At 69.6% G+C, this 15559-nt stretch carries 15 protein-coding genes; 7 read left to right on the top strand and 8 right to left on the bottom strand.

Translation table 11 applies throughout. The annotated features are described in order from the left end of the window. Window positions 1-84 precede the first annotated feature (84 nt). On the top strand, window positions 85-843 hold the full coding sequence (locus ACIA5D_RS23300; RefSeq protein ID WP_396032260.1) for a potassium channel family protein: 759 nt from the start codon (window positions 85-87) through the stop codon (window positions 841-843). A gap of 93 nt (window positions 844-936) precedes the next feature. Beyond that, on the top strand, window positions 937-3165 hold the full coding sequence (locus ACIA5D_RS23295) for an LLM class flavin-dependent oxidoreductase (RefSeq protein WP_396032259.1): 2229 nt from the start codon (window positions 937-939) through the stop codon (window positions 3163-3165). Window positions 3166-3903: 738 nt separating this feature from the next. On the opposite strand, the gene ACIA5D_RS23290 is transcribed toward ACIA5D_RS23295, so the two are convergent. After that, window positions 3904-4266, bottom strand: a complete 363-nt coding sequence (locus tag ACIA5D_RS23290) for a hypothetical protein (protein ID WP_396032258.1) — start codon at window positions 4264-4266, stop codon at window positions 3904-3906. 327 nt (window positions 4267-4593) lie between these two features. Between ACIA5D_RS23290 and ACIA5D_RS23285 the strand changes: the two genes are divergently transcribed. Next, window positions 4594-5484 (top strand): helix-turn-helix domain-containing protein, encoded by an 891-nt coding sequence (locus tag ACIA5D_RS23285; RefSeq protein WP_396032257.1) that lies wholly within the window; start codon window positions 4594-4596, stop codon window positions 5482-5484. Window positions 5485-5838: 354 nt separating this feature from the next. On the opposite strand, the gene ACIA5D_RS23280 is transcribed toward ACIA5D_RS23285, so the two are convergent. Continuing rightward, window positions 5839-6075, bottom strand: a complete 237-nt coding sequence (locus ACIA5D_RS23280) for a DUF397 domain-containing protein (protein WP_378974874.1) — start codon at window positions 6073-6075, stop codon at window positions 5839-5841. Window positions 6076-6333: 258 nt separating this feature from the next. Here ACIA5D_RS23280 and ACIA5D_RS23275 point away from each other — a divergent pair, with 258 nt between their 5' ends. Together ACIA5D_RS23275 and ACIA5D_RS23270 are read left to right on the top strand one after the other, a co-directional pair. Beyond that, window positions 6334-6588, top strand: a complete 255-nt coding sequence (locus ACIA5D_RS23275) for a hypothetical protein (RefSeq protein WP_396032256.1) — start codon at window positions 6334-6336, stop codon at window positions 6586-6588. 52 nt (window positions 6589-6640) lie between these two features. Continuing rightward, on the top strand, window positions 6641-6967 hold the full coding sequence (locus ACIA5D_RS23270) for a hypothetical protein (protein WP_396032255.1): 327 nt from the start codon (window positions 6641-6643) through the stop codon (window positions 6965-6967). Between the two features lie 145 nt (window positions 6968-7112). On the opposite strand, the gene ACIA5D_RS23265 is transcribed toward ACIA5D_RS23270, so the two are convergent. The 3 genes from ACIA5D_RS23265 to ACIA5D_RS23255 all read right to left on the bottom strand — a co-directional run bounded on the left by ACIA5D_RS23265 (window position 7113) and on the right by ACIA5D_RS23255 (window position 11389). Beyond that, on the bottom strand, window positions 7113-7958 hold the full coding sequence (locus tag ACIA5D_RS23265) for an SAM-dependent methyltransferase (RefSeq protein ID WP_396032254.1): 846 nt from the start codon (window positions 7956-7958) through the stop codon (window positions 7113-7115). A gap of 145 nt (window positions 7959-8103) precedes the next feature. Next, window positions 8104-9672, bottom strand: a complete 1569-nt coding sequence (locus tag ACIA5D_RS23260; protein WP_396032253.1) for a diguanylate cyclase — start codon at window positions 9670-9672, stop codon at window positions 8104-8106. Window positions 9673-9805: 133 nt separating this feature from the next. Beyond that, a complete protein-coding gene (locus tag ACIA5D_RS23255; RefSeq protein WP_396032252.1) occupies window positions 9806-11389 on the bottom strand; it encodes an MDR family MFS transporter in 1584 nt (527 codons plus the stop codon). 113 nt (window positions 11390-11502) lie between these two features. Here ACIA5D_RS23255 and ACIA5D_RS23250 point away from each other — a divergent pair, with 113 nt between their 5' ends. Then, complete coding sequence (locus tag ACIA5D_RS23250; RefSeq protein ID WP_396032251.1) at window positions 11503-12102, top strand: TetR/AcrR family transcriptional regulator; 600 nt, start codon at window positions 11503-11505, stop codon at window positions 12100-12102. A 70-nt stretch (window positions 12103-12172) separates the two neighbouring features. On the opposite strand, the gene ACIA5D_RS23245 is transcribed toward ACIA5D_RS23250, so the two are convergent. Together ACIA5D_RS23245 and ACIA5D_RS23240 are read right to left on the bottom strand one after the other, a co-directional pair. After that, on the bottom strand, window positions 12173-13624 hold the full coding sequence (locus ACIA5D_RS23245; protein ID WP_396032250.1) for a cellulose binding domain-containing protein: 1452 nt from the start codon (window positions 13622-13624) through the stop codon (window positions 12173-12175). 113 nt (window positions 13625-13737) lie between these two features. Next, window positions 13738-14295, bottom strand: a complete 558-nt coding sequence (locus ACIA5D_RS23240) for a TetR/AcrR family transcriptional regulator (RefSeq protein WP_396032249.1) — start codon at window positions 14293-14295, stop codon at window positions 13738-13740. 58 nt (window positions 14296-14353) lie between these two features. On the opposite strand from ACIA5D_RS23240, the gene ACIA5D_RS23235 reads away from it, so the two are divergent. Continuing rightward, window positions 14354-15109, top strand: a complete 756-nt coding sequence (locus ACIA5D_RS23235; RefSeq protein WP_396032248.1) for a dienelactone hydrolase family protein — start codon at window positions 14354-14356, stop codon at window positions 15107-15109. A 4-nt stretch (window positions 15110-15113) separates the two neighbouring features. Here ACIA5D_RS23235 and ACIA5D_RS23230 read toward each other — a convergent pair whose 3' ends face one another. Continuing rightward, window positions 15114-15551, bottom strand: coding sequence for a VOC family protein (locus ACIA5D_RS23230; RefSeq protein ID WP_396032247.1), 438 nt, complete (start codon window positions 15549-15551; stop codon window positions 15114-15116). Window positions 15552-15559 lie beyond the last annotated feature (8 nt).

Genomic DNA, 15559 nt, shown 5'->3' with positions numbered 1-15559 from the left:
CCCCAGCGATATGCGCACCGCCGGCCGAGTAACGGCCGCCCCGACGTGCCACGAACGGCAACGTTGATCGGGCAAGCTGCGATCATGACCTCCGACCGGTCCGAGGACCGCCTGCGCGCCTGGGAGCACGCGACCGCCTACCCGCTGACCGCGCTCTCGGTGTTGTTCATCGCGGTGTACGCGTGGCCGATCCTCGACCCGGAGATGCATCCGCTCTGGCGTCACCTGTGCGAGGCCACCGATCTGGCGATCTGGGCGCTGTTCTGCATCGAGTACCTGATTCGCATGAGCCTGGCCCGCGACCGGCGCCGCTTCATCCGCTCGCACTGGTTCGACCTGGCCGTGCTGGTCCTGCCCGTGCTCCGCCCGTTGCGCGCGTTACGTCTGCTCAATGCCCTACGCGTGATCAACCGCCACGCCGTCGCCTGGACCCGGGGCCGCTTGGCCGTCTACGTCATAGCCGCCACCATCTTGATCGTCCTGGTGGCCGGCCTGGCCGTGCTGGAGGCCGAGCGAGGCCATCCCGACAGCAACATCCAGTCCTACCCCGCCGCCCTGTGGTGGGCGGTCTGCACGATCACCACAGTCGGCTACGGGGACCTCTACCCCGAAACGCTGGAGGGAAGGATGGTCGCCGTGGCCCTGATGATCGGCGGCCTGGGCCTGATCGGCTTCACCACTGGCTCCCTCGCCAGCTGGATAGTCGACCGCATCTCGGACGCCGAGCGCCCGGCCGGAACCGCCACCCGAGCAGACGTAGCCCTGCTCCTGCGCGAGATCCGCAAACTCCAAGCCGAGGTGAGCGACCTGAAGTCCCGCACCCACACCGACCCGGACCCCTGATCGCCCACGCCCGGCGTGACCCAGGTCACTCCGGTCGAATCTTGTGGCGCGGACCTCAAGTTGACGCCGCAAATAACCACCTACGCTCGAACTGTGGATTACGGCCACCCGCTTGAATTCGGGACCTTCGTCACGCCCGTCAATGACCCGCCTCAGGCCGCGGTCGCTCGGGCGCAGCTCAGCGAGCAACTCGGCTTCGATCTGGTTACCTTCCAGGACCACCCGTACAACGCCGGGTTCCTCGACACGTGGACGCTGCTGAGCTGGGTCGCCGCGCAGACGACGAAAATACATATCTCCGGCAATGTTCTGAACATCCCTATGCGTCCGGCGCCGGTGCTCGCGCGCGCGGCGGCCAGCCTCGACCTGCTCTCCGAGGGGCGGCTCGCGCTCGGGCTCGGCGCGGGCGCGTTCTGGGACGCCATGGTCGCGATGGGCTTCCCGCGCCGCACCGCCCCCGAGTCTGTCGATCAGCTGAGCGAGGCGATCGACGTGATCCGTGAGGTCTGGCGGGCCGACGAGCGCGCACAACTCCGCTACGACGGCAAGTTCTACCAGCTCAAGGGGGCCAAGCGTGGCCCCGCCCCGGCGCACGAGGTGCCGATCTGGCTGGGCGCCTACAAGCCGCGCATGCTGCGCCTGATCGGTGCCAAGGCCGACGGCTGGCTGCCGTCGCTGAGCTACTTCAAGCCCGGTGACCTGGCAAAGGGCAACGCGATCATCGACGAGGCGGCGGCCGGGGCGGGCCGCGATCCGCGCGAGATCCGGCGGCTGCTCAACATCTTCGGGGACCCGGCGAAGTCGGCCGACCAATGGATCGACGAGATCTTGCCGCTGGTGCTTGAGGACGGCATTGGCACTGTGATCATCGGGTCGGACGACCCGGGCGAGCTGCAGCGCTTCGCCGAGGAGGTCATTCCGGCGGTGCGGGAGCAGGTCGCCTCGGCGCGGTCGGCCGCGGGAGTGGTCGACGGGCCGGTGCGCAGCGCCGCCAAGCTCGCGAAACGACGCGAGGGCATCGATTACGACCAGCTTCCGGGGTCGCTCACGGCCGTCGAGCCCGGCGATCACGCGTACGCGAAAGTGCGCTCGACCTACATGCGCGGCGGCTCGCCCGGCCTGGTGATCCAGCCGAAGAACGCCGACGAGGTGGCCGACGCGCTCGCCTTCGCCCGCGACCAGAAGGTGCCGCTGGCGGTGCGCAGTGGCGGCCACGGGATCAGCGGACGGTCCACGAACGACGGGGGCATCGTGATCGACCTCTCGTCGATGCGCGAGATCACCGTGCTCTCCGAGGCGGATCGCCTGGTGCGGGTCGAGGCCGGCGCCCGCTGGAAGGACGTGGCGGCCGCGCTCGCGCCGCACGGGTGGGCGCTGTCGAGCGGCGACTACGGCGGCGTCGGGGTCGGCGGGCTGGCCACGGCCGGCGGCATCGGCTGGCTGGCCCGCGAGCACGGCCTCACGATCGACCACATGCGCGCCGCCGATCTGGTCCTCGCCGACGGCTCGAAGGTGCACGTCAGCGACGCGGAGCACCCCGATCTGTTCTGGGCGGTGCGCGGCGCCGGCGCGAACTTCGGCATCGTCACGGCCTTCGAGTTCCAGGTCGACGAGGTCGGCGACGTGGGCTTCGGCCAGTTCGTCTACGACGCGTCGGACCCGGCCGGCCTGCTGGAACGCTGGGGCGCGGCGATGGAGGCCGCCCCGCGCGACCTCACCACCAACCTGATCATGGGCCCGCCGCGGCGCGGGCAGGCGCTGGCCCAGGTGTACGGCGTGGTCGACTCGTCCACACCCGACACGATCATCGACCGCCTGACGCCGATCGCCCAGATCGCGCCGCTGCTCGACCAGCAGGTCCAACTGCTGCCGTACGCCGGTGTGATGAACGTGCCGGACGCCGCGCACGACGGGCAAGGCGAGCCGGTCGCCCGCTCGGGTCTGATCGAGCATCTGACCCCGTCGTTCGCCGCCGCGGCGGCTGAGCTGATCGCGTCGGGCACCGTTTACTTCTTCCAGGTGCGCTCCGTCGGCGGCGCGGTGGCCGACGTGCCCGAGGATGAGACCGCGTATTCGCACCGATCGGCAAACTTCTCGGTGGTGGCATTCGGCGCATCAAAGTCGAGATTGGACGCAGCATGGGGGGTGCTTGCCACCCATTTCCGGGGTTTGTACCTCTCCTTCGAAACTGACCAGAGTCCCGAGCGAATCCAAGAGGCCTGGCCAGCATCGGTTTTGGCCCGATTGCGCGCTCTCAAGAAGCAGTACGACCCGGCGAACGTCTTCCGTGACAACTTCAATATCGACCCTTTGGGGGAATAGTTCCGGCTCACGAGTGATCGACAACTACGTTCGGTAACCATTTCGGCGGGGTCGAAAAGCGGGAATTCACCCGTTCGGGGTGGCGTGTCCGTCCTCTGGTAACCGACGCGTCACCCCCAAGCCCAACGTTCGCCGCGGTGTCCGTGCGTAGCGGCCGGTTCCGCCGCGGCGCTCTCCGCCCCGCACCCCTCCCAGCCCCGCGCCCGGCCCCCGCCTGCGCCCAGCCCCGCACCCGCGCCTGGCCCCGCACCCGCGCTCTGCCCTGCAGCTGCGCTCGCGCCGACACCCCGCCCAGCTTTGGGCTCGCGCTCTGCCGCGCAGCTGCGCCCGCGCGCCGAAACTGCGCCCGGCTCTGTCCCGCACCCGCGCTCTGTCCCGCACCCGCGCTCTGTCCCGCACCCGCGCTCTGCCCCGTACCCCGCGCTCTGCCCCCGCGCTCTGGGCCAGGGCTCGCTCGGCCCGTGCCATCCCCCAGCAGCGACCGCCGAAATGCGGCGCAAACACGGGAGGGGCCGGCGCGCCAGCGCCAGCCCCTCTATATATCCGGAACGCTTTAACTCTGATGTGTCGTGGCAACCGGCCGCTTCGGCCAGGCCGCCCCCGATCCACACCCCTCACAGGACAATTGGTCGCCGCAAGCAGGACACCAATCGTTGGACCGTCGTAAATACCACCCGAGGGCCACCCCGGCGAGCAGGCTCAACAGGCCCACGAACGCCGCGACGGCCACCGCCCCGGTCATGCCGCCGAGCCTCGCACCGGCAGGCCGGTCGGCGTCATTCGCACGCCCCGGGCCTGTGGGCCCCGGTCGCGGCGGTCGAGCGCGGGATCTTCGGACGAGCGAGCCGTTACATAAGGAGCGGTGAAGGTGTCGACGCCGGTGCCGCGGTGGGCGCCGGGGCGGTAGGTCACGGTCACGGCGCGGGGGGAAGCCGCCTCGATCACGCCAGCACGCCAGCCGTCTCGGTAGACCCAGACCGGATCGGCGGGGTGGTAGCTGTCGGCAGGCGCCACGTCGGCGGGGTCACGCTGCGGCGGGGCGACGGTCGGCGCGGCAGGCCTTTCCGGGGTGCCGGGCGGAGGCGGGGAAGCCGTGGACATCGAGATGACCCTCCCAGATCTCGGAGACTCGGTCGTCAGGTTGGCGTTGACCGCCATCCATCCCGTACGCGTCGGCCGAGAAGCCGAACTGTGCGGCACGCCTCGCCAACCAACACGGTGTGTCAGCGAGCGATGCGTGTCTGTCAGCTATCATCCTCGCGAACGGTTGCAACCGCAAGGCCGTCTGCACGTGCATCCGCACCGAGCGAATGCTCTGGGCGTCACGCTCCGGAGATAAGCTGGTGCTGTTTCGTTGTGGACGATCTCCCCTTTAGGATGCGTAGGGACTGCGGCCGGCAGCCCCAGACAGCGATGACGAGGAGTCAGGTGAGCGCGGGTTCGCAGGAGGAGGCACCGGGCAGCGGCCCCACAGTGCTGCGGATCCTTCTCGGTGCCCAGCTTCGACGTCTGCGGGAATCCAAGGGGATCACCCGGGAAGACGCCGGGTGGGAGATCCGCGCCTCGGGTTCCAAGATCAGCCGGATGGAGCTTGGCCGGGTCAGCTTCAAGGAACGCGACGTCGCCGACCTGTTGACCCTTTACGGCGTCACCAGCGACCAAGAGCGTGAGGCGCTGCTCGTCCTGGCCCGCCAGGCGAACAACCCGGGTTGGTGGCAGCAGTTCAGCGACATCCTCCCCGGCTGGTTCCAGTCGTACCTGGGTCTCGAGGCGGCCGCCACGCTGATCCGTACGTATGAGATCCAGTTCGTTCCCGGTCTGCTGCAGACCCCCGATTACGCGCGGGCCGTCATCATGCTCGGCCACGCCGGCGTGACCCCGGAAGAGATGGACCGCCGCGTCGAGCTCCGGCGGGCGCGGCAGCAGGTCCTCGACCGGCCCGAGGCGCCGCAGCTGTGGGCGGTCATCGACGAGGCCGTGCTGCGCCGCCCGATCGGTGGCGTCGAGGTGATGCGGGCGCAGATCGAGGCACTGATCGAGGCGGCCAAGAAGCCGAACGTCCGGCTGCAGATCATCCCGTTCAACGCGGGTGGTCACGCCGCCGCGGGCGGCCCGTTCGCGATCCTGCGCTTCCCCGAGCCCGAGCTTCCCGACGTCGTCTACGTCGAGCAGCTCACCAGCGCGATCTACCTCGACAAGCGCGAGGACGTCGACCAGTACGCGATGGCGATGGAGCGCGTGTGCATCGACGCCGAGCCGCCGAACCACACGCCCGAGATCCTCGGCAAGCTGCTGCACGAGGTCGGCCGCCCGGCCTGACCGGGTCCGAGCAAAGCCGCCCGGCCTGACCGGGTGGGAGCAAAGCCGCCCGGCCTGACCGGGTGGGAGCAAAGCCGCCCGGCCTGACCGGGTCCGAGCAAAGCCGCCCGGCCTGACCGGGTCCGAGCAAAGCCGACCGGGTCATAGCAAAAGGGTCTGGACACCAGAAGAGGGCCGCGGTCGTCATGGGGTGACGCGGCCCTCTGTCGTCTGCACGGCAAGGGGCTGGTGAGGGGCCTTCTGCCGCGCGTCGTGTGTTGTATTCGCTCAGGTCTGCGCTAATCGGCCCGGGCGTGACGTGGACATGATCACGTCACGCCCGGCGCCCTTCGTCATACCGCTCGCGACTGGAGATCAGCCGAGCAGGTTGTCGAAGTCGCCGTCACGAACGCCCAGGATGAAGGCCTCGATCTCGGCGGGCGTGTAGATAAGGGCCGGCCCCTCGGGGTCCCGAGAGTTGCGCACGGCGACCTCTCCGGTGGGCAGCGCGGCGCACTCGACGCAGTTGCCGCTGGGGTTGCTGCGCCGGCTCTTCTGCCAGGTGACACCGTCCAACTGGCCGGCGGGGGTGCCGTTAACCGCGTACGACATTCGAAGCTCCCTTGGTTTGCTCCGGTCGGGGATCGCCCGGAGGTGCTCTCTCGTGGCAACGGCCGCATCACACGTTGTGCAAATGCACGTGCATTTGGCCTTGCGTACTCACGGGATTGTGAGCATGATAACGCACGTACACACCAGAAGGGGTGTCACTTACGGTGACATCTTTAAGTGACGGGTCGGTCGCGGAAACGGCGTCTGCGGTCTCGGCGCGAGGCTCCCTGGGGGGCGGTCCGAGCGAGAGGTGACGAGATGTCCATTCCCAACATCGGCCCCGAGCACGCGGAACCGGGCGACCCCGATGGAGTGGAAACACACCGGAGGAGAAACCCGCCGCTCGTCTACCGCGACGAGCCACAGACCGACGAGGTGTCCGCCGCGACGGCCAGGGCCAGCGCGGTGACGCACCGATTCGGCGGCGTCAGGTATGCCCTGAGCCGCCCCGATGCGACGGTGGCCGACCCCGTGCCACCGGCCGAGGAGGGTGATTCCGACGCGCGCGAGTGACCTCGTCAGCTGTGCGCGGGGCCGACGTGCCGGGCTTGTTCCCGGCCCCCCGGTGCCCGTGCCGACGGCGTTGACCTTCCGCGGTGGCCGCCTCCTCGAGCGCCTGCCCCGCTGGCCCGAACACGAGTTTGCGGAGTCCGACTATCGTCATGGCAGCGGCACGCTTCGGTTACGCATCGTGCATGTCGAGTGGGAGATCGCCATCGTCCGCGATGGGTCCACGTGGCTCGCGGCCGACGCCATAGAGATCAATTCGGCCGGCCATCGCGTCGGCCGGCGCCAAATATTCATCCGGGCGGAGCGGCTTCCGGCTCCGCTGGCGCGGAAGAGGCCGCGATTGCGTGCCGACAAGACCGCGAGCGCGGGTGTGACGCCGTAACACCCGCAACCCAACGCCGGTCGGGCGGTCCGGTTCCCCCGTGCCAGATCGCCCGACCGGTCCACTCGCTGCCGAGCGCCACGCCCGCTCGGTGGGAGGGGGTACTGGTCGGGGACCGCTACCCAAGGGCGGTCCCCGATCTGCCTCAGGGCCTGCTCGGTCCGGTCGGCGATCTGGTCGACGGGGGCTTGCGCGCGACTCCGGCCCAGTAATAGGCGGCCTCGGGGTTCTCGACCGGGGCGTCGGGGCGCCAACTCGACACCGGCACCAGCCCGGGCGAGAGCAACTCCCAGTCCCCGAAGAAGCGCTGCACCGCCGCCCGGTCGCGGGCGACCAGCGTCATCCCGGCGTCCGTCGCCGCGCGTACTGCCTGATTCATCTCGTCGGGGGCGAAATCGGCCGTCGGGTGGGTGATCGCCAGGCAGCTGCCCGACGGCATGGCGTCGCGCAGCTCGGCGACCCGCGCCCACGGGTCGTCGGCGTCCGCGAGCAGCATGAGGATCGCGATGAGCGTGAGCCCGATCGGCTTGGAGAAGTCGAGCGTGTCGCGCAGCGCCTTGTCGTCCAGGATCGACCGGGTGTCGCGGATGTCGGCCGAGATGTACTCGCTGCGGCCCTCGTCCGAGCTGATCATCAGGGCGCGCGCGTGCACCAGCACGATCGGGTCGTTGTCGGCGTAGACGACGCGCGTCGAGGGCTCGAGCCGCTGGGCGACCTCGTGCAGGTTCGGTGAGGTCGGTATGCCGGTGCCCACGTCGAGAAACTGGCGAATGCCCTCGCCGGAGACGAGCGCCCGAGCTGCCCGGTGTACGAACTTGCGGTTCTCGCCGGCCATGTAGCGCAGGTCGGGGATCGCCTGGATCATGGCGTCGCCGACGGCCCGGTCGACCGCGAAGTTGTCCTTGCCGCCGAGCCAGTAGTCGTAGATGCGGGCGGAGTGAGGCACGTTGATGTTGACGCCCGGCGGCGCCACCTCATTGCCCAGCTCCACGACCGCCCCCCAACTCGACCCCGCGAAGAGGTCGACGTCCGTCAGTGTCCGCAAGGGTAGCGACTGGGGGCGTGGATCTTCACCTTGAGTGCAACAACCGAGCCCGCAGTGCGGCTACGCAGCGTTGAGGAGGGCTACCGGAGGCTCACGCTGCCGAGGCCCGGCCACGCCGGGAGCGGGACCACACCACCCGGTCGCGTCCGCCGTGCTTCGCGGCGTACAGATGCCGGTCGGCAATGGACAGAAGGGCCGGCTGGGTCGCCTTCGCGGCGTCGGCGACGCCGGCGACCCCGATGCTCACCGTGACCGGAACGCCCGCGGTGAGCGCCTCCCAGGAAAAGCCCTTGATCGTACGGCGAATGGCGTCGAGCTGTTCGACCGCGAGCTCGGCCGGGGTCTCGGGCAGCACCATGAGGAACTCCTCGCCGCCGAGCCGGACCACGAACCCGCGCGGCGTCACCGCGGCCAGCCCGGTCTCGAGCAGCTTGGCCGCCTGCACCAGCACCCGGTCGCCGACGTCGTGCGAGAGCTCGTCGTTGATCCGCTTGAAGTGGTCGAGGTCGACGATCGCCACGGTCAGCTCGGGGTCGGTCGCGATCAGACCGGGCAACTGCTCGTTGAGGTACCGCCGGTTGCGCAGCCCGGTCAGCGGGTCGCGGCGCGCCTGCTCGCGGAACCGCTCGGCCTCCTGCCGCGCCTCCTCGGTCTCGAACATCACCTGACGCGTACGTGCCTGCGCCTCCCGCTGCAGCGAGTGTTGCTGGGTGTAGGCGGCGAAGAACTCCTTGTGCGCCGCGTACGCCTCGGCGAACTCGCCCCGGGTCGCGTGCAGCTCGGCCTGTTCCTGATGCACCCGGACCAGGACGTGGCCGAGCTCGCGCTCGAGGCAGAGCCGCCGGGACGCGTCGAGGCTGCGCTGGGCCCGCCCGTACGCGCCGAGGCCGTGCTGCGCCCGGGCGAGGGTCAGAAGGTATTCGGCGAGCGCGTCGGCGTCGTCCTGGCTGCCGTCGTTGTGCTGATCGATGCAGGAGAGCAGGGTCTTCTCGGCCTCGGCGTGCTGCCCGTTCTCGATCTGGATGGCGCCGATGGTGTCGAGCAGCGATGCGTCGAGATCGAACCCGAAGGTCTTGGCGACGTCCTGCAACTGGCCGGCGACCTGCTGCGCTCGATCGTGATGGCCGGCGGCGTACTCGGCGTACGCGAAGTTGTTGAGCACCGCGAGCAGCAGGTCGGGCCGCCCGAGCCGGGAGGACAGCTCGGCGGCCTGCCGGTAGCGCAGGCGCGCCGCGTCCATCGACCCGCTGAGGCTGAGCGCGTCGCCCAGCTTGACCCGGTGCCAGATGCGCATGTGGTCGGTGGCGGTCTCGTCGAGCAGCTCGACGCTGAGCACCGCGTGCTCGAGGCACTGGGCGGCGTCGCCGAGCAGCCGGTGGATGTTGGACCAGACCAGGTGGGTGCGCGCGGTGAGCTGCCGGGCGTCGTGCTCGACGGCCCACTGATGGACCTTCCAGATACGCCGCGCGGCGCCGGCCACGTCCCCGGCGCGCATGTGCAGGTTGGCCTGGCTGAGCCGGGCCCGGGCGACGAGCAGCTCATCGCCGAGCGCGAGGGCCAGCCGCTCGAGCTGAACGGCCCGCTCGAGCATCGCCGCGGCATCCCAGTTGATCTCGTCCTCGAGCTCGAGGAGGGCTACCGATAATCGCTCGCCGTCCAACCCCGTCCCACCCCTCCCACAGCACTGCGTGCTTTCAAAGGCTAGCTCTGGGTAAGCGAAACATCCCAGGCGCACCCACGTGATCCAAGTCGCGAATGAGGCGCTCCGCGGAGCGCCTCATTCGAACAAACGCTCAGCGGGCCAGGGCCTCGGCCGGGATCTGGGCCTCGTCCTCGGCCGCGGGGGTCTCGGCAGCCGCCTTGGTCAGGTCGACCGTCGAGCGCAGGGCGGTCGGCTTCATCAGGAGGGCGGCGATCACGCCGACCACCGCGATGGCCGCGGAGATCAGGAAGATGTGGCCGGTGGCGTCGCCGTAGGCGACCCGGACCAGGTTCTGGATCGCCTCGGGCAGGGCCGACAGGTTCAGCGAGCTGGACGCCGCCGCGTCGCCGCCGGCCGGCATGCCCGCCGCCGCCAGCTCGTGGGTCAGGTTGTCGGTGACCCGGTGGGCCAGCACCGCGCCGAGCACCGAGACGCCGATCGTGCCGCCCAGCGAGCGGAAGAACGCCACCGTCGACGAAGCCGCGCCGATGTCCTTGAGCGAGACCGTGTTCTGCACCGAGAGCACCAGGTTCTGCATCGACATGCCGACGCCGATGCCGACCAGGGCCATGGCGCCGCCCACGTACCAGAGGCTGGTGTCGTGGTCGAGCATCGAGAGCCCGGCGAAGCCGGCGACCAGGATCAGCGTGCCCGCGACGATGTACGGCTTGATCCGGCCGCTCTTGCTGATCAGGCGCCCGGAGACCGTCGACGAGACGAGCACGCCGGCCATCATCGGGATCGTCAGCAGGCCGGCCTCGGTCGGGCTGTAACCGCGCCCGATCTGGAAGTACTGGCCGAGGAAGACCGCGCCGCCGAACATCGCCATGCCGACCGCGAGGCTCGCGATGATCGCGAGGGCGGTGCTGCGCTGCTTGACGATCTGAAGCGGCACGACCGGCTCGGCGACCCGGGTCTCGACCCAGACGGCCAGGGCCAGAATGACCAGACCAATACCAACCATGGCGTACGTCTGCCAGGAGAGCCACGCGAACGAGCTGTCCACGAACGACACCCAGACCAGCAGGATGCTGACGCCGGCCGCGATCAGCGTGGCGCCCACGTAGTCGACCTTGACGTTGTCCCGCTTGATGACCGCGAGGTTGAGCGTCTTCTGCAGCACGACCAGCGCGATGATGGCGATCGGCACGCCGATGTAGAAGCACCAGCGCCAGCCCAGCCACGCGGTGTCGACGATCAGGCCGCCCAGCAGCGGGCCGCCGACGGTCGCGACGGCCATGACGCCGCCGAGGTAGCCGTTGTACCGGCCGCGTTCCCGCGGCGGGATCATCGCGGCGATGGCGATCTGGACGAGCGCCTGCACGCCGCCCATGCCCAGGCCCTGGAAGGCGCGGGCGGCGATGAGCTGCGGGGCGGTCTGGGCCATGCCGGCCACGATCGAGCCGAGCACGAACACCACGATCGAGATCTGCACCAGCAACTTCTTGCTGTACAGGTCGGCGAGCTTGCCCCAGATCGGGGTGGAGGCGGTGGCGGTGAGCAGGCTGGCGGTGACCACCCACGTGTACTGGGTTTGGGTGCCGTTCAGCGATCCGATGATCTTCGGGAGTGCGGTGGAGACGATGGTCGACGAGGCCATCGCGACGAAGAGCACCAGCAGAAGGCCGGAGAGGGCCTCCATGATCTGGCGGTGGTTCATGGGTTTCGCGCTCATCGCGCAGCCTCCGGCGAGTCGTGGGTGGTTGCCTCATACAACAATCGGCGAACGGTTCCCATTGCGCAATCTTTCGCATTGAGAAGCAAGTCACAGGCCGGTAGGCTCGACTCATGAGCACGACGGCGGAGCCGGGCCTCCGAGAGCGCAAAAAGGCCGCGACCCGGCATGCCCTGCACGATGCGGCGGTCCGCCTGGCGACCGAGCACGGCTACGACCGCATCACCGTCGAGGCGATCGCCGACGAGGCCGGCGTCTCGCGGCGCACCTTCTCGAACTACTTCGGGAGCAAGGAAGAAGCGCTGATGTACGGCGACTTCCAGCGCGTCCAGAGCCTGATCGAGTCGGTGCGCTCCCGGCCGGCGACCGAGTCGCCCTGGGCGGCCCTCACCGCGGCCGCCGCCTCCTTCAACAGCGAGCTGGGCGAGCTCGACCCCCAGTCCGTGGCGCAGGGCCGGCTGTTGCGCGCGCACCCGGCGCTGATCGCGGCCCAGGTGCAGACGTTCGCCGGGGTCGAGCGCGAACTGGCCGCCGAGGTCTCCGCCCGGATGAGCGAGGACGACCCGCGAGGGGTGCGCGCGCGCATGACGGCCGCGACCTTCCTGGTGGCGCTGCGCGTCTCGCTCAACATGTGGCTCGACGCCCCGGCCGGCACCCCGCTGTGGAGCATCGCGGAAGAAGCCCTGGCCACCGCGGGCCGAGGGTTCGAGTAAAGAAAACGCGCGACTCCGGGTGGGGGCCCGGAGCCGCGCGCTTCCTACCTTTGGGGATGAGAATAGAGTCCTAGCCGGTGAAGCCGGCGAAGATCTTGCTGAACTCGAACGGCGCCTGCGTGACGTTGGTGCACTGGAAGAGGGCGCCCGAGCAGGCGTTCTTGTCGCGGTTCAGCTCCCAGAACGAGACGAACCCGATGTGGTTGGCGTTCGCGAAGGCGACCAGATCCTTCGCGTCGCTCTGGGTGAACTTCCCCTGATCGTCGTTGACGCCCAGCATCGGGGTCACGCCGACCATCTTGAACGCGGCCGCGTCGCTGTTGCCGTACACCGACCTGATCTGGTCTTTCGTGCTCTTGACCGCCTGAATCGCGAGGTCGCCGTAGTCCTGGCCGGCGCGGCCGTAGTCCATCGCCATGATGTTGACGAGGTCGAGGCCCACGCCCGCGTTCTTGGCCGACTTGACCACGTTCAGGCCGTCGGCGGTGAGGCCTTCCGGCAGCACCGGCAGGGTCAGCGAGATCTTCAGGCCGGGGTTGGCCTTCTGCAGGGCGGCCAGCGCGGTCGAGCGGCGGGCGATCGTGGTCGGGTCGGCGACCGCCGCGCCCTCGATGTCCAGGTCGATGTACTTGAGGTTGTAGGCCGAGACGACCGCCTGGTACTCGGCCTGCAGCGCCGGGACGCTGGTGCAGGCCTGGGCGAGCTCGATGCCGGTCGCGCCGCCGAAGGACACCTTCACGTCACCGCCGGCCGCGCGCACCGCCGCGATCTGGTCGGCGAACTGCTTCTGCCGCGGGTCGAAGGCGTTGAACCAGCTCGCCTTGCAGCCGGCGCTGGTCACGAAGGCCAGGCTGAACGACTTGAGGTTCCCGCTGCTGCCCAGCTGGGCGAGGGTGGTCGAGCCATTCGAGAGCAAGCCCATGTCGACGTACGGGGCGACGAGCACGTTCCCGCCGGTCGGCGCCGATGTGGTCGGCGGCGCGGTGGTGGGCGCGGTCGTCGGCGGCTTGGTCGTCGGAGCGGTCGTCGGCGGCTTCGTGGTGGGCGCGGTGGTCGGGGCCGTGGTGGGTTTGGTCGTCGGCGGCGCGGTGGTCGGCACCGAGCCGCCGCCGCAGGATGCGCCGTTGATCGTGCAGCTGGTCGGCGCCCCGCTGCCGGCCACGACGAACCCGAACTCCGCGCTGCCGCCGGCCGGGATGGTGGTGGCCCAGCTCGGGTTCTTCGCCGTCGAGACCCCGCCGGAGGTGGTGATCGTGGCATCCCAGAAGCTGCCGAGCTTCGCGGTCGACGGCAGCCCGAAGACCAGCTGCCAGCCGTTCACCGTCGCGCCGGTGCCGTTGGTGATCGTGTACTTCGCCTGATAGCCCGTGCCCCAGTCGCTGTCCTTGCTGAACGTGGCGGTGAGGACGCCCGCGGCCTTGGTGGTCGGGGTGGTGGCCGCGACGGCCGCGCCGACGCCACCGGCTACGGCGAGGACGGCCGCCGAGGCGTAGATGGCAAGACGCAGACGGCTGCGTTGCATGGGTGACTCCGATCGCAGGTGGTGACGACGGGAGTCGATTCTTTGCCGTGGCCCGTTTAAACGACCTTGAGCGGACCTTAAAGATCCTTAAATGACCGTTTGTAGCCGGGTTGTCAACGGCGAGCTAGGCCGTCGAGGAGCAGTACCAGCTGGCGCTTCCACGCGTCGGGCTCGAGCGACGCCCGCACCACGCCCGCGTTGGCCCGCATCAGGATGCCAAGGTCGCGCCGGGTGAAGTCGGCTCGCAGCGCGCCGGACTGCTGAGCCCGGACGATGACCTCGCTGGCGCCGCGCTGGGTGGCCGCGCGCAGCGCCGAGAGCCGCTCGTCGTCGTCGAAGGAGGTCGAGACCAGCAGCTCGGAGAGGCCGCGGTCGGTGGCCTGGAGCTCGAAGAGGCGGGTGAGGTAGCCGACGAACGCCGCCCACGGGTCGGGCTCGTGCAGGGCGAGCTCGGCGAGCTCCACGTACTCGGTCATCTGGCCGGCGAAGACCTCGGCGATGAGGTCGCGGCGGGTGGGGAAGCGGCGGTAGAGGGTCGCGTTGCCCACGCCGGCCCGCCGGGCGATCTCGTCGAGTGACGCGTCGAGCCCGTGTTCACCGAATATCTCCCGCGCCGCGGCGAGAAGCGCGGCGCGGTTGCGCTCCGCGTCCGCGCGCAGTCGATTGGCCATGGGGGACAGGGTACGACGAGACCGGGGAGCCATCCCCGGTTGGTGCTAGGTTGCGCACATGCAGACCACGACTGTGCAGGTGCCGACCGCCGACGGCACGGCGGAAGCGTACCTGGTCAAGCCGGACGGCGACGGACCGTTCCCCGGTGTGTTGATGTTCATGGACGCGTTCGGCCTGCGGCCCCGGCTCGCCGAGATGGCCGGGCGGATCGCCGAGCGCGGGTACGCCGTGCTGGCGCCCAACCTCTTCTACCGCAGCGCGAGCGGGCTGCTGGTCACTCCGGAGGAGCTGGCCGACCCCGAGAAGCGGGGCGCCGCCTTCGGACGGCTCGGGCCGATGATGCAGAAGCTCACGCCGCCGCGGGTCGCCGGCGACACCGGCTCGTACCTCGATTACCTGGCCGCCCAACCGGGCGTCGCCGCCGGCCCGGTCGTGATCGTCGGGTACTGCATGGGCGGGCGCAACGCGCTGCGGGCCATCGAGGCGCACCCCGACCGGATCAAGGCGCTCGGCAGCTTCCACGCCGGCGGCGTTGTCACCGACGGCCCGGACAGCCCGCACCTCGCGGTCGGCAACATCACCGGCGAGGCGTATTTCGCCCACGCCGACAACGACCGCTCGATGACACCGGAACACATCAAGGCGCTCGAGGCGGCCCTCGACGAGGCGGGCGTCGCCTACACCTCGGAGGTCTACGAGGGCGCGCCGCACGGCTTCACGATGAGCGACACCTCGATGTACAACGCGGGTGCCGAGGAGCGGCACTGGGTCAACCTGTTTGCCCTGCTCCACCGCAACCTGCCGGTCGGCTGAACCATCAGCTGACGCAGAACTCGTTGCCCTCGATGTCGGCCATCGTGTGCCACGAGTGCGGCCCCTGCCACTGCGAATAGAGAAAGATGGCGCCGCGCGCGACGAGAGCGTCGCGCACGGCGTCACGCTGCTCTTCGCCCGCCCACACGTCGAGATGAAGGCGGTTCTTCACCGACTTGGCCTCGGGCACCTGCTGGAAGAGCACGCGACGCGGTTTGCCGCTCGCGTAGGACTCGGAATGGCGGATCGCCGCCCCTGTGCGCCACACGAGCTTGCCCTTGTGGGTGGTGGTCTCGTCGTCGGTCGCGAAGCCGCGGGCCACCATGTCTTTGATGAAGGACTCGTCTTGCTCTTCGACCTGCCACTCGAGGGTCTCGGCCCACCAGTCGGCGAGCGTATGGGGGTCGGCGCTGTCGACGACCACCTGGAAGTCATATGCCATGTCCCGCA

Source organism: Actinoplanes sp. NPDC051513 (assembly GCF_044454685.1).
GTDB lineage: Bacteria > Actinomycetota > Actinomycetes > Mycobacteriales > Micromonosporaceae > Actinoplanes.
This window is presented reverse-complemented; position numbering and strand designations above follow the sequence as displayed.